Genomic DNA, 13,586 nt, shown 5'->3' on the forward strand with positions numbered 1-13,586 from the left:
GGAAGTCATGTCGATCGTTCCCTCGGAGGTCCGATGGCGCAGCGGGCGCAACGGGCGCAACGGCCGCACCAGTGAGCGGCCGGTGGCCCCGCGAGCGTCGGCTCGCGGGACGCGGAGGTGAACGCCGTCCCGCCGGGGCCGTCGGATCGTCTATCTGGTACCTGTGAAAGCCCATGTTACGTGCGGTGACGTGATCGACAGCGTCATCGATATGTGGCGGTGATCCGCCACGGCAGAGAGTCGGACGGCATCGTGATGGAGAACCTCGTGACCGACGAAGTACGTCCCGGCCCCGCGACGGGTCCGGGTGCGGTGAGCGCCTGGGTCCGTCTCACGGACACGGGGGTGCGGCTGACCGTCGCGTGCGACGGCGAGGTGGTCCTTGACGGGATCCCGCTGGGGTTCTCGCTGGACGGCGTCGAGTTCGGCCTCAACCCCGAACCGGTGGGCGTCGTGGAGCGCACGGTCCGCGACCGGTTCCGCGCCCGCTCGGGCAAGGCGGTGGGCGAGCACCACTACGAGCACCACGAGACCGTCCGCACCTTCCGCGAGGCCGGCGTCGAGTGGCAGGTGATCCTGCGGACCGGGCCCGACGGCGTCGCCGTCCGCTACGCGCTGCCCGCCCTGGACGGCACCGCCCTCCTGACCGGCGACCGCACCGCCGTCACGCTGCCGGCCGGGTCGAGGAGCTGGGTGCTGGACTACCAGACCTGGTACGAGACGCCCCGCTTCGGCGCCGACGCCGCCGAGCTGCCGAGCGGCGCCTACGGGTTCCCCTTCCTGACCCGGCTCGACGCCACCCGGCACCTGCTGGTCACCGAGTCCGGCATCGACGGCCGGTTCTCCGGCGCGCACGCCGAGGTGGGAGAGCCCGAGACGGCCGGCGGGCGGACGCTGCGCTTCGCGCTCGCGGACGAGGCCGTCGAGGTCACCCGAGGCCTGGTGACGCCGTGGCGGGTCTTCCTGGTGGGGACGCTGTCCCGGCTGGTGGCCTCGCTGTTCGTGGACGAGCTGGCGCAGGCCGCCGCGCCCGAGCTGGAGGAGGCCACGTGGGTGCGGCCGGGCCGCGCGGCCTGGTCGTGGTGGTCGGACTTCTACTCCGGCGCGCAGCTGGAGAAGCAGAAGCACTTCGTGGACGTGGCCGCGAGCCTCGGCTGGGAGCACCTGCTGATCGACTGCGGGTGGGAGGAGACCTGGGTCCCCGAGATCGTCGCCTACGCGAGCCGCCGGGGCGTCCAGGTGCACCTGTGGACCATCTGGCGCGACCTCAACAGCCCCGAGGACCTGCGCAGGCTCGCGCTCTGGCGGTCGTGGGGCGTCGCCGGGATCAAGGTCGACTTCATGGAGTCGGAGTCCAAGGACCGCTACCGCTGGTACGACACGATCCTCGCCGAGACCGCCCGCCTGGGCCTGATGGTCAACTTCCACGGCTCGGTCATCCCGCGCGGCTGGGCGCGCGCGTTCCCCCAGGTGATCGGGTACGAGGCGATCCGCGGCGCCGAGTACTACGTGTTCTTCGAGAACCAGGCGCTCACCGCCGCGCACAACGTGATCCAGCCGTTCACCCGCAACGTCGTCGGCGGCATGGACGCCACCCCGGTCGCCTTCGGCGCGGCGAACCGCACGACGAGCGACGGCCACGAACTCGGGCTCTCGGTGGCGTTCGAGTGCGGGATCACGCACTTCGCCGACCATGTCGACGCCTACACGGCCCGGCCCCTCGCGGCCCGGTTCCTGGCGGAGCTCGCGCCGTGGTGGGAGGAGACGGTGCTGCTGACCGGTGACCCCGACGAGCACGCGGTCGTCGCCCGCCGGTCCGGCGACCGCTGGTTCGTGGGAGGGATCGCGACCAGCGAGGCGCGCGTCCTGCACGTGCCGTTCGACCTGATCGGGGTGGGGGCGGACGCCCAGGTGTGGGTGGTCGGCGACGCCGCGCCCGCGACCGGCGAGGTGCCGGCCACCGGGCTGGCGGAGACCACCATGACCGCGGGCGACGGCATCGACGTGGAGGTCGCCCGCGACGGCGGCTTCGTCGCCATCGTCGCCCCGGCCGGAACCCCGCTGTTCCGGGCCGTGCCGCGGCCCGTGCAGTCCCCGCCCGCCGCGCACCCGGCCGTCGCCGAGGTCGGCCCGGACGGGACCGCGACGATCACGACCGAGGCGGGCGCCCGGCTGCGCCTTCCGGCCGGCTGGACGGCCCACCGCGACGGCGCGGAAGGGTGGGTGGTGCGCCCCGATCGTTCGCTGGCGCCCGGACGGCTCGGGGTCGTGACGGTCGAGCGGGACGGCGACGGCGGCGTTCCGGTCGTCGCGCACGTGCGCGTCGTGCGCCCGCTGACGCCCGGCGACCACGCGCTGTCCGACCTGCCGATGATCGCCTTCGTCAACGACGACGGCCCCGTCGAACGCGACCGGTCCAACGGCGCGGGCAACCCCGGAGACGGGCGGCCCATGCGCGTGGCCGGCGAGGGCTTCGCGCGCGGCCTCGGCACCGCGCCGTACTCCGAGGCGCGCTTCCACCTCGGCGGGCACGCCGATGCCTTCACCGGCGCCGTCGGCGTGGACGACGAGTCGACCGGCGTCGCCCGGGTCGGCGTCCTCGGCGACGGCCGCGAGCTGTTCACCGCCATCGTCGAGGCGGGCAAGCCCGTCACGGCGTTCACCGTGGACGTCCGGGGCGTCCAGACCCTTTGCCTGCGCAGCGAGACGGCGACGCCGGACGACACCGGTGTCCACGTCGACTGGGTCGACACGACCCTGCGCGTCGCATCCACCAGCCGATGAAACCGCGCCGGTCACGACGACCGGGGCACAGCACGATCAGAGGAACACCATGAAACGCAAGTGGATGGCCGCCGCGGCGATGGCCGCGGCGGCGACGGTCCTGACCGCCTGTTCGGGCGGGTCCGGCGGCGCGTCGACCTCGTCATCGACGGAGAAGGTCACGCTGACCTACGCCAACTGGAGCGAGGACCAGTCGCCCGCGATGAAGCAGATCGCGGCCGAGTTCGAGAAGGCCAACCCCACCATCACCGTCAAGATCCAGACGCTGCCGTGGACGGAGTACTGGTCGACGCTCCAGGTCGGCGCCGCGGGCGGCACCGCGCCGGACGCGTTCTGGATGCTCGCCGACCACTTCCGCGAGTACGCCAAGGGCGGCCAGCTCCTCGACCTGTCCGGCACGGTGAAGTCGGCCGGCATCGACATGAGCGTCTACCCCAAGGCCGTCTCGGACTCCTACACCCTGGACGGCAAGGTCTTCGCGCTGCCCAAGGACTTCGACACCAACGGCATCTGGTACAACAAGGCGCTGTTCGACGCGGCCAAGGTCGCCCACCCCGACGACAGCTGGACCTGGCAGGACGTGCAGGACGCCGCCAAGAAGCTCACCGACAAGGCCAAGGGCGTGTGGGGCATCGCGGCGCCGATCGACGCGCAGGGCGGCTTCTACAACACGATGCTGCAGGCAGGCGCGCAGATCGTCAATCCGGAGGGCACCGCCTCCGACTTCGCGAGCCCGGCCGGCGTCGCCGGCCTGAAGTTCTGGGCCGACCTGCAGGCGGCGGGCGTGTCGCCGACGCTGCAGCAGCTCTCGGACACCGAGGCCGTCTCGATGTTCGAGAACCAGAAGGTCGCCATGTACTTCTCCGGCGCGTACTGGGCCTTCCGCCTGCACAACAACCCCGAGCTCAAGGGCAAGGTCGACGTCGCGCCCCTGCCGCAGGGCGTCAAGCGCGCCACCGTCACCAGCGGCATCGGCAACGCCGGGTACGCGGGGTCCAAGCACCCCGAGGAGCTGAAGAAGTTCCTGGCCTTCCTCGGAGGTACCAAGGCGGCCGAGATCCAGGCGGCCACCGGGACGGTGCTCCCCGCCTACAAGGGCACCCAGCAGCCGTGGCTCGACGCGATGCCCGAGTTCAACCTGAAGGTCTTCATCGACGCCATCGACTACAGCGTCCCGCTGCCGGTCGCCGGCAACGCCTCGGAGTGGCAGGGCCTGGCCGCGCAGTACCTGACCCCCGCGTGGAACGGCGACAAGCCGGTGGAGCAGGCGGCCAAGGAGTACCAGGACGCCGTGGACAAGGTGCTCGCGAAGCAATGACGTCCGTCAAGACTGTGACATCGACACCCGTGCGGCGGCCGGCCGGTCGCCGCGCGGGCGTCGGCGAGCCCGGCGGCTGGTGGGCGTTCGCCTTCATCGCCCCGGCGGTGCTGGGCCTGGCCGCCCTTTATCTGTGGCCGTTCCTGTCCACCGTGATCAAGAGCTTCCAGGACGTGCCGGCGTTCGGGCCGGCCACGTTCGTGGGGCTCGGCAACTACACCGAGCTGCTCGGCGACCCGGAGTTCTGGAAGGCGTTCGGCAACTCCGCCCTCTACACCGCGATCATCCTGCTCGGCATCCCGCTCGCCGTCGTGCTCGCCGCGCTGATCGAGCAGGTAGGGCGGGGCCGGGCGGTGTACCGCGTGCTGTTCTTCCTGCCGGTGGTGACGCTCCCGGTGGCCATCGGCATGGTCTGGCGGTTCATCTACAACGGCGACTTCGGGCTGCTGAACACCGTGCTGTCGTGGTTCGGCGTCGAGGGCCGGTTCTGGGTCGCCGACCCCCGGTACACCATCTGGGCGTTCGGCGCGGTCGGCATCTGGATGAGCCTCGGCATCAACATGATCATCCTGGGCGCCGGGCTGCAGGCCATCCCGAAGGACCTCTACGAGGCCTCGGCCCTGGACGGCGCCGGGCGCGTCCGGCAGTTCCGCCACATCACCGTGCCGCTGCTCACCCCGAGCATCTTCTTCGTCACGATCCTCAGCGTGATCGCCGCCCTGCAGATGTTCGACCTGATCTTCGTGATGCTGCGCGGGGTGAACAACACCGCCCTGGCCGACTCCAAGACGATCGTGTACCTGTTCTACGAGAAGGCGTTCGTCCAGTTCCACCAGGGCTATGGCGCCGCCATCGCGGTCGTGCTGCTCATCGTGATCATGATCGCCACGGCCCTGCAGTTCCGCCTCCAGAGATCGTGGGTGTTCTATGGCTGAGTCCGCCGCCCGCTCCGGGCCGGGCCGCCGCCGGCGCGGGGGAGCGGCCTCCACCTGGACGATCCACGCCGTGCTCATCGTCGCGGCCGTCGTCATGGTGGTGCCGTTCGCCTGGCAGATCCTCACCGTGTTCAAGACCACCGCCGAGGCGACCAGGATCCCGCCGACCGTCCTGCCGGACGCCTTCTCGCTGCGCTCGTTCGGGACGTTCTTCTCCACCGTGCCGTTCTGGTCGATGTTCGGCGTGTCGGCCGGCGCGCTGGTGCTGCGGGTCGCGGGCCAGCTCGCGGTGGCCTCGCTCGCCGGGTACGCCTTCGCCCGCATCCGCTTCCGGGGGCGCGAGCCGCTGTTCGGGCTGTTCATCCTCATGCTGATGGTGCCGAGCCAGCTGTTCCTGATCGGCCAGTACGACCTGATCCGCGGCCTGAACCTGCTGGACACCCTGCCGGCGCTCGCCATCCCCGGCCTGTTCTCGGCGTTCGGCACCTTCCTGATGCGCCAGGCGTTCCGCACGATGCCCAAGGACTACGAGGAGGCGGCCCGGCTCGACGGCGCCAACACCTTCCAGGTGTTCTGGCACGTCATGCTGCCGATGGCCAGGCCGACGCTGGCCGCGCTCGCCGTGCTGACCGGCCTGTACTCGTGGAACGACCTGCTGTGGCCGCTCATCGTCTCGCCCTCGGGGGAGAACCGGCCGCTGCCGGTGGGCCTGGCGGGGCTGCAGGGACAGTTCGGCACGGACTACCCGACGCTGATGGCCGGGGCGTTCGTGTGCTCGATACCGCTCGTGATCGTCTTCCTGGTGCTGCAACGGCAGTTCTTCGCGGGCATCGCGAGCAGCGGACTCAAGGGATGACGGGGGAGTACGCCCAGTGAACGACGACACCCGCACGCCGGTCCATCTGCGAGCCGGGGGCACCGGCCTGGTGGTCGCCGTGGACGGGGGCCGGCTCCCGCGCATCCTGCACTGGGGGCCGGACCTCGGCCCGCTCACCGGCGACGTGCTGGCCGACCTGCGCAGGGCCGCGCTTCCCGCCATCGGCGACAGCGCGGTGACCTATCCGCAGCCCGTGCCGGTGCTCCCGCAGCTCGCGGAGGGCTGGCTCGGACGTCCCGGGCTCACCGGCGACGACGGCGGCCGCCGCTGGGCGCCGAAGTTCCGGGACGCGGCCTACCACCTGGACGGCGAGGCGGACGGCGGGCCGCTGCTGCGCTGCACCGCGCACGACCCCGAGTACGGCCTCGCCGCCGAGATCGAGATCCAGGTGCTCGCCGCGAGCGGCCTGGTCCGGCAGCGGGCCCGCCTCAGGAACGACGCCGCGGCGCCGTACCGGGTCGGACACCTCGAACTGGCCCTTCCCGTCCCGTCCGAGGCGACGGAGATCCTCGACCTGACAGGGCGGTGGGCGCTGGAGCGGGTGCCGCAGCGCCGCCCGTTCCACGTCGGCGAGTGGGTCCGGGCCTCCCGAGGGGGCAAGCCCGGGCTGGAGCACACGACGCTGCTGGTCGCCGGCGAGGAGGGCTTCGGGTTCCGGCACGGCCAGGTGTGGGCGACGCATCTCGCCTGGAGCGGCGACCAGGTGCTCGCCGCCGAGCGGACGCCCGCGGGCACCAGGCACCTGGCGGCGGGGGAGATCCTGCTCGCGGGCGAGGTGGTGCTCGGGCAGGGCGAGTGGTACCGGACCCCGTGGCAGTACGGGTCGTGGGGCACGGGGCTGGACGAGCTCGCCGCGCGGTTCCACCGGCACCTGCGGTCGCGGCCCGGGCACCCCCGCTCACCACGGCCGGTCGTGCTCAACACCTGGGAGGCGGTCTACTTCCGGCACGACCTTCCGACCCTGGTGGCGCTCGCCGAACGCGGGGCCGAGGTCGGCGCCGAGCGGTTCGTGCTGGACGACGGCTGGTTCCTCGGCCGCCGGGACGACACCAGCTCGCTGGGCGACTGGACGGTCGACCCGCGGGTGTGGCCGGACGGCCTGGAACCGCTCGCCGCCCGGGTCCGCGAACTGGGCATGGACTTCGGCCTCTGGTTCGAGCCCGAGATGGTCAACCTGGACTCCGAGCTGGCCCGCGAGCACCCGGAATGGGTCTTCGACGCCGGGCACGGCCCCGGCCTGCCCTCCCGGCACCAGCACGTCCTGGACCTCGGCCACCCTGGCGCCTACGCCCACGTGCTGGAGCGGATGAGCGCGCTGGTGGCGGCCCTCGGCATCGCCTACATCAAGTGGGACCACAACCGCTACCTGCTCGACGCCGGGCACGGTCCGGACGGCAGGCCGGGCGTGCGGCGGCAGGTGGAGCAGGTCTACCGGCTGATGGCCGAGCTCAAGGCCGCCCACCCCGGTCTGGAGATCGAGTCGTGCGCCAGCGGCGGCGGGCGGGTGGACCTCGGCGTCCTCGAGTTCGCCGACCGCGTCTGGCCGAGCGACTGCAACGACCCGCACGAGCGGCTGGAGATCCAGCGCTGGACGGGCCTGCTGGTGCCGCCGGAGATGCAGGGCACCCACATCGGCGCCGAGGAGTCGCACACCACCCACCGCGCCCACCCGCTGGACTACCGGGCGGAGAAGGCGCTGTGGGGACATCTCGGCATCGAGGTGAACCTGCTCACCGCCGACGACGCGACCCGCGCGGGGCTCGCCCGCTGGGTCGCCTTCCACAAGGAGCACCGGAGCCTGCTGCACTCGGGCCAGGTGGTGCACGCCGACCTGCCCGACCCGGCCCTCCGGCTGGAGGGCGTCGTCGCGGCCGACCGGAGCGAGGGGCTGTACGCGTTCAGCGTCGTCGCCCGGCCCGCGACCTGGCCGCCGGGCCGCGTCCGGCTGCCCGGGCTGGACGACGACCGGCTCTACACCGTGCGGGCGGTGTACCCGGGGGAGCCGCCCGCGGCGGGCGCCGTGCTTCCGCCGTGGCAGCGCGAGGGGGTCACCCTGCCCGGCCGGGTGCTGCGGCTGGCCGGCGTCGAGGCGCCCTCGCTGGACGTCGACCGGTCGGTGCTGCTGCGCGTGACCGGCGCCTGAACGGCCGTGACCGGCGCCTTCGGGACGGACCCGCGCCGGGGTCTGGCCAGCCGGAGATGGACCCGTACCGGGGCCCGGCAGGCTCGGAGACGGACCCGCGTCCCGGGCCGGCCGGCCGTGACAGCAGAAGGGGGCGGGGACGCGCCCGCGTCCGGAGCCTCAGCCCTTGGCGCGGTTGCGGTATTCCGTCGGGCTGGCCTCGTGCAGCCGCTTGAAGTGGCGGGAGAAGTAGAACGGGTCGTGGTAGCCCACCTCGCGGGCGATCGCGGCGACCGTCGCGTCGGTCGTGTCCAGCAGGTTGCGCGCCTGGGCCATGCGGAGCGCCGTGTGGTGGGCCAGCACGCCGCCGCCGGTCGCGCGGCGGAACAGCGCGCTCAGGTGGGAGGGGGAGACGCCGACCAGTGACGCCAGGTCGGCGACCCGCACGGTGCCGTCGAGCCGTTCGGCCAGGTAGGCCATGGCCCGCTGCAGAGGGTCGCCGGGCGCCGGCATGACACGGTCGGCCGCGATCTGCGTGAGGAGCTTCCACGCCGCGCCCGCGGCGCCCATCAGGCTGGCCGGCGAGTGGTCGCGTTCGAGGACGGTGACGATCTCGTCGAGCAGGGCGATCGCCCGGTCCAGCCGCCGGATGGGGATCACCGGCCTGGACGCGCTCACACCGATCTCCCCGACCAGCTCGGCCAGATCGCCGCCCCGGAGGTGACACCACCAGATCGTCCAGGGTGTCTCGGAAGACGCGCCGTAGGAGTGCGGGGCGCCGCGCGGGATGATCAAGGCCGCGTTCGGCCCGACGCGGTACTGGGCGCCGCCCACGTCCGCCCACCCCGCGCCCGCCGCGCACAGGATGAGGATGGTCTCCTCGATGCCGTTCGGCCGTCTCATCAGGTGATCGGTCGCGTTGGGGTAGTAGCCGCAGTCGGTGACCTGAAGGCGTCTGGTCACCGGGCGCGCCTGCGCCTCCGCGGTGACGCGGCGCGGGACGACGGTCAGTCGCTGGTTGCGGAACCCCTCCTGGATCGGCATCGGCTCAGTATGGCATGGACCATCGGATCGTCCAGGCAGTGCCGTACATCCGCCATTCCCCGCGGCCCTCGCCGCCGGTTGACTGGTGGCGCCGGCCACCCGAGACACGTGCCCGGCCGATCACGGAGGCCGTCCAGCCGGGCGGGCTCCTCACGACCTGGGGGATGGAGATCATGGGACGGGGATTACTGGCCGGGAAGGTCGCCGTGGTGACCGGCGCGGCCTCCGGGATCGGCGCCGCGGTCGTGGACCGCTTCCTGTGCGAGGACGCGCGGGTGATCGCGGTCGACGTGGCCGACCAGGGCCCGGACCGGCCAGGGGTGCTGCCGATCACCGGCGACGTCGCGGACTCCGCGGCCTGGCGGCGGGTCGCCGAGGCGGCGCGCGAGGAGTTCGGCCGGCTGGACGTGCTGCACAGCAACGCCAGCGTGGTGGTGCGCGCCCCCGCCCACGAACTGGCCGAGAGCGACTGGGACCGGCAGATCGCGGTCAACCTCAAGGCGGCCTACCTGGCGATCGGCGCCTGCGTCGGCCTCCTGCGCGACGCGCGCGGCGCGGTGGTGCTCAGCTCCTCCGTGCACGCCATCGCGGGCCTGCCGTCCCACCCCGCCTACGCGGCGGCCAAGGGCGGCCTGGTGTCGCTGGGCCGCCAGCTCGCCGTGGAGTACGGCCCCGAGGTGCGGGTCAACACCGTGCTTCCCGGGCCGATCCTCACCCCCGCCTGGGACGGCATCGGGCAGGAGGACCGCCGCCGCAGCGCCGCCGGCACGGCCGCCGCCCGCTTCGGCCGGCCCGAGGAGGTCGCGGCCGCGGTGACCTTCCTCGCCTGCGAGGAGAGCTCGTACGTGACAGGAGCGTGCCTCGTCGTCGACGGCGGCTGGAGCGCGGTCAAGGACTCCGCGTGACCGGCCGGTACGACCCGGCCGGCCGGGGACGGAGGGCGCGATGAGGATCACCGGCGTCGAGACGTTCCTCGTGCCGCCGCGGTGGCTGTTCTGCCGGGTGCAGACCGACGAAGGCGTGGCCGGCTGGGGCGAGCCGGTCGTGGAGGGACGCGCGGAGGTGGTCCGCGCGGCCGTGCACGTGCTCGCCGAGTACCTCCTCGGCCGCGACCCGCTGCGCGTCGAGGACCACTGGCAGGTCATGTCCAAGGGCGGCTTCTACCGGGGCGGCCCGGTGCTCTCCAGCGCCCTCGCCGGGCTCGACCAGGCCCTGTGGGACATCGCCGGCAAGGTGCACGACGCTCCCGTCCACGTGCTGCTCGGCGGCCCGGTGCGCTCCCGGGTGCGCATGTACGCCTGGGTCGGCGGCGACGAGCCGGCCGAGCTCGCCGACGGCATCGCCGCCCGCGTCGAGGCCGGGTTCACCGCGGTCAAGATGAACGCCGCCGGCCGGACGTCCCCGATCCCGACGGCCGCCGAGGTCGCCGGCATCGTCGACCGCGTGGCGCTGGCCAGGGAACTGCTCGGCCCGCACCGCGACGTCGCCGTCGACTTCCACGGCCGCTTCACCGCGGCAGGCGCGCGGCGCGTCCTGCCGCTCATCGCGCCGTTCCACCCGCTGTTCGCCGAGGAGCCCGTGCTGCCCGACCGGCCGCACGTGCTGCGCGAGGTGGTGGGCGCGAGCGGCGTCCCGATCGCCACCGGGGAACGGCTGTACTCGCGCTGGGACTTCCGGCCGGTGCTGGAGGCGGGGGTCGCCGTGGTGCAGCCCGACCTGTCGCACGCGGGCGGCATCTCCGAGACCCGCAGGATCGCCGCCCTCGCCGAGGTCTGGGACGCCCAGCTCGCGCCGCACTGCCCGCTCGGCCCGCTGGCGCTGGCCGCCAGCCTCCAGGTGGCCTTCGCCACGCCGAACTTCCTCATCCAGGAGCACTCGATCGGCATCCACTACGACCAGGGCGACGACCTGCTCGGCTACGTGCTCGACCCGGAGGTGTTCCGCTTCACCGACGGCCACGCCGCCCGTCCCACCGGGCCGGGACTCGGCGTGGAGATCGACGAGGCGGCCGTGCGGCGCGCGGACCAGCGTGGGCACGCCTGGCGTAATCCCGTCTGGCGGCACGAGGACGGGGCGTTCGCGGAATGGTGACGACGCTCCGGATCCCCATTCACCCCCGTTTCGACCTGGCGCGCGGCGGCAGGTGGACCTCGCTCGCCGGCGGCGGGCGCGAGTGGCTGTGGTCGCGCCCGGACCCGGCCCGCGCGGACGTGGCCCCCGGCGCGGAGTTCGTCGACGTCGGCGGCGTGGAGGAGTGCCTTCCCACGGTGCGCGGCCTGCCCGACCACGGCGACGCGTGGAGCCGGCCCTGGGAGGGCACGGCGGCGCGGGCCCGCGTGCGCGGCGCCGGCTACGAGCTGCTGCGCCGGGTCACCGAGGAGGCCGGGGCGGTGGTCGCCGAGTACCGGCTGTCGGCCGACCCTGGGTACGCCTTCGTCTGGACGGCCCACGCGCTGCTCGACGTCGGCGAGGACGCGCGGCTGGTCGCTCCCGCGGGCACCGTGACCAGGGTGTACCCGGAGGCCGCCGGCCTGCTGGGGCGTCCCTGGCCCGACGGCGTGCCCTACCTTGAGGGCCGCTGGCCCGATCCGCTGGGCCTGCCGCTCGACCGGTTCGGCCCGTGCGACGGCACCGCGGCGGGCGCGGTGCTGCGCTGCGCCGCCGTCCGGGTGACCGACGGAGCCGACGCGCTGCTGCTGCGGGTGGAGGCGCCCGGCGGGGTGCCGGTGTCCACCGCGCTGTGGCGTAACCTCGGCGGGTTCCCCGCCCGCGCGCCGTACCGCAGCATCGGCGTGGAGCCCATGCTCGGCGCGGTCTTCGACCTGGACGAGGCCGGACCGGGGGACGCGGCGGTGGTCCCGCCGTCCGGCGAACTGACCTGGCGGCTGGTCGTGGCCGCGGAACGGATGAGCGATGCCTGAATCACCCGCTGAATCCCCCTTGGACGGGGCGCGCGAGGCGCGTTTCCTGTCGACGCTGGCCGGACGGCGCCTGGTGGCGATCGTCCGTGGCCGGGACGCCGGCGCGGCTCTGCGTACGGTGCTCACCCTGGTGGAGGAGGGCGTCGAGCTGGTGGAGGTGTCGCTGGTCACCGCCGGCGCGCTGGAGGTCCTCCGCCGTGCGCGCGCGGCTCTCGGCGAGGCGGCGGAACTCGGCGCGGGAACGGTCCTGTCGGCCGCCGACGCCGACGCGGCCGCCGAGGCGGGCGCGTCCTACCTGGTCACCCCGGCCGTCTCCGCGTCCGTCGCGCGGGGCCGGTCCCTCGGCCTGCCCGTCCTCGCGGGCGCGTTCACCCCCACCGAGGTCGTGGCGGCGCTCGGCGCGGGAGCCGCCGCCGTCAAGCTGTTCCCCGCCTCGCTGGGCGGGGAGCGCTACCTGCGCGCGTTGCGCGACCCGTTTCCCGAGGTCGCGTTCGTGCCGGTGGGCGGGGTGGACGCGGCCGCCGCGGCCGGGTACCTGCGGGCCGGCGCGGTCGCGGTCGGCGTCGGCTCGCCGCTGGTGGGCGACGCCGCCGACGGCGGAAGCCTCACCGAGCTCAGGGCACGCGTCCGCGCCTTCAGGGACGCCCTGTGATCGACGTGGCCACCTTCGGCGAGACGATGGCCTCCTTGCGGGCGCGCGACCCGATCCGGCTGGGCGGCGCCATGCGGCTGTCGGTCGCCGGCGCCGAGTCCACCGTCGCGATCGGCCTGGCCCGGCTCGGCCACCGCGTCCGGTGGACCGGCCTGGTCGGCGAGGACGAGACGGGCGAACTGGTGCTGCGCACGCTGCGGGCGGAGGGCGTCGAGGTGTCCCACGCGCGCTCCGACCCTCGCGGGCCCACCGGGCTGATGCTGCTGGAGCGGCGCGTCGGCGAGCTGACCCGGGTGATCTACCACCGGGCCGGCTCGGCGGCCTCCTTCCTGCGGCCCGAGGACGTGCTGCCCGCGCTCGACCCGCCCCCCACGATCGTGCACGTCACCGGCATCACCCCCGCCCTCGGCCCCGGCCCGGCGGCGGCCGTGCGCGCGGCGGTGGAGTGCGGCGCGCGGGTCTGCCTGGACGTCAACCACCGCTCCCGCCTGTGGGGACGGGAGGAGGCGGCGCGGGCGCTCCGGCCGCTGGCCCCCAGGCTGTCGATCGCCGTCGCCTCGGAGGACGAGCTGGAACTGCTCGCCCCGCCGCAGGCGCTGACGGAGGCGGAACGGGTGTCGGCGCTGCTCGATGCCGGCGTGGCGGAGGTCGTCGTCAAGCGGGGCGCCGAGGGCGCCAGCGCCTACACCCCGGCCGGCACGGCGCACCGGCCCGCCCGTCCGGTGCGGGTCGCCGACGTCGTGGGCGCCGGGGACGCGTTCGTCGCCGGCTACCTGTCGGCCGTGCTGGACGGCCTGGACCTGGCCGGCCGTCTGGACCGGGCCACGACCACCGCGGCCTTCGCCGTCGGCTCCCCGGGCGACTGGGAAGGACTCCCCGCGCGGGGAGAGCTGGACCTGCTCGCCGCCCCGCCCGGCGCCACCCTGAGGTGAG

11 protein-coding genes are annotated in these 13,586 nt (G+C 73.9%); 10 read left to right on the forward strand and 1 reads right to left on the reverse strand.

All coding sequences use genetic code 11. The features are described 5' to 3' along the window. Positions 1-267: 267 nt before the first annotated feature. From ACWEN6_RS05255 to ACWEN6_RS05275, 5 genes are read left to right on the forward strand one after another with little or no spacing between them, the layout of a single operon-like run. The gene (locus tag ACWEN6_RS05255) at positions 268-2,784 is read left to right on the forward strand and encodes a glycoside hydrolase family 97 catalytic domain-containing protein (RefSeq protein ID WP_452569059.1); all 2,517 of its coding nucleotides are present in this window, start codon (positions 268-270) and stop codon (positions 2,782-2,784) included. Positions 2,785-2,833: 49 nt separating this feature from the next. Continuing rightward, on the forward strand, positions 2,834-4,102 hold the full coding sequence (locus ACWEN6_RS05260; protein WP_452569060.1) for an ABC transporter substrate-binding protein: 1,269 nt from the start codon (positions 2,834-2,836) through the stop codon (positions 4,100-4,102). 14 nt (positions 4,103-4,116) lie between these two features. Continuing rightward, entirely contained in the window at positions 4,117-5,037 is a 921-nt protein-coding gene (locus tag ACWEN6_RS05265) for a carbohydrate ABC transporter permease (protein ID WP_380830089.1), read from the forward strand. After that, positions 5,030-5,893, forward strand: coding sequence for a carbohydrate ABC transporter permease (locus tag ACWEN6_RS05270; RefSeq protein WP_354836765.1), 864 nt, complete (start codon positions 5,030-5,032; stop codon positions 5,891-5,893). The genes ACWEN6_RS05265 and ACWEN6_RS05270 overlap by 8 nt, the downstream gene beginning before the upstream one ends. A gap of 16 nt (positions 5,894-5,909) precedes the next feature. After that, positions 5,910-8,057, forward strand: a complete 2,148-nt coding sequence (locus ACWEN6_RS05275; protein WP_452569061.1) for an alpha-galactosidase — start codon at positions 5,910-5,912, stop codon at positions 8,055-8,057. 159 nt (positions 8,058-8,216) lie between these two features. On the opposite strand, the gene ACWEN6_RS05280 is transcribed toward ACWEN6_RS05275, so the two are convergent. After that, a complete protein-coding gene (locus ACWEN6_RS05280) occupies positions 8,217-9,080 on the reverse strand; it encodes a helix-turn-helix domain-containing protein (RefSeq protein WP_452569062.1) in 864 nt (287 codons plus the stop codon). 173 nt (positions 9,081-9,253) lie between these two features. Between ACWEN6_RS05280 and ACWEN6_RS05285 the strand changes: the two genes are divergently transcribed. From ACWEN6_RS05285 to ACWEN6_RS05305, 5 genes are read left to right on the forward strand one after another with little or no spacing between them, the layout of a single operon-like run. Next, positions 9,254-9,985 (forward strand): SDR family NAD(P)-dependent oxidoreductase, encoded by a 732-nt coding sequence (locus ACWEN6_RS05285; RefSeq protein WP_452569063.1) that lies wholly within the window; start codon positions 9,254-9,256, stop codon positions 9,983-9,985. A gap of 40 nt (positions 9,986-10,025) precedes the next feature. Further along, the gene (gene dgoD / locus ACWEN6_RS05290) at positions 10,026-11,171 is read left to right on the forward strand and encodes a galactonate dehydratase (protein ID WP_354836757.1); all 1,146 of its coding nucleotides are present in this window, start codon (positions 10,026-10,028) and stop codon (positions 11,169-11,171) included. After that, positions 11,165-12,001 carry a hypothetical protein gene (locus tag ACWEN6_RS05295; protein ID WP_452569064.1) on the forward strand — a complete coding sequence of 279 codons (837 nt, stop codon included), beginning with the start codon at positions 11,165-11,167 and terminating at the stop codon, positions 11,999-12,001. The genes dgoD and ACWEN6_RS05295 overlap by 7 nt, the downstream gene beginning before the upstream one ends. Next, a complete protein-coding gene (locus ACWEN6_RS05300; protein ID WP_452569065.1) occupies positions 11,994-12,653 on the forward strand; it encodes a bifunctional 4-hydroxy-2-oxoglutarate aldolase/2-dehydro-3-deoxy-phosphogluconate aldolase in 660 nt (219 codons plus the stop codon). Before ACWEN6_RS05295 ends, ACWEN6_RS05300 begins: the two co-directional genes overlap by 8 nt. After that, positions 12,650-13,585, forward strand: coding sequence for a sugar kinase (locus ACWEN6_RS05305; RefSeq protein WP_452569066.1), 936 nt, complete (start codon positions 12,650-12,652; stop codon positions 13,583-13,585). Before ACWEN6_RS05300 ends, ACWEN6_RS05305 begins: the two co-directional genes overlap by 4 nt. Position 13,586 lies beyond the last annotated feature (1 nt).

This window comes from Sphaerisporangium sp. NPDC004334, from assembly GCF_053602655.1.

Bases quoted from the DNA above. Each gene is read 5' to 3' on its own strand.
- ACWEN6_RS05285 (WP_452569063.1), top strand. From the start codon at position 9,254: ATGGGACGGGGATTACTGGCCGGGAAGGTCGCCGTGGTGACCGGCGCG.
- ACWEN6_RS05300 (WP_452569065.1), top strand. From the start codon at position 11,994: ATGCCTGAATCACCCGCTGAATCCCCCTTGGACGGGGCGCGCGAGGCG.
- ACWEN6_RS05270 (WP_354836765.1), top strand. From the start codon at position 5,030: ATGGCTGAGTCCGCCGCCCGCTCCGGGCCGGGCCGCCGCCGGCGCGGG.
- dgoD (WP_354836757.1), top strand. From the start codon at position 10,026: ATGAGGATCACCGGCGTCGAGACGTTCCTCGTGCCGCCGCGGTGGCTG.
- ACWEN6_RS05260 (WP_452569060.1), top strand. From the start codon at position 2,834: ATGAAACGCAAGTGGATGGCCGCCGCGGCGATGGCCGCGGCGGCGACG.
- ACWEN6_RS05280 (WP_452569062.1), bottom strand. From the start codon at position 9,080: ATGCCGATCCAGGAGGGGTTCCGCAACCAGCGACTGACCGTCGTCCCG.
- ACWEN6_RS05295 (WP_452569064.1), top strand. From the start codon at position 11,165: ATGGTGACGACGCTCCGGATCCCCATTCACCCCCGTTTCGACCTGGCG.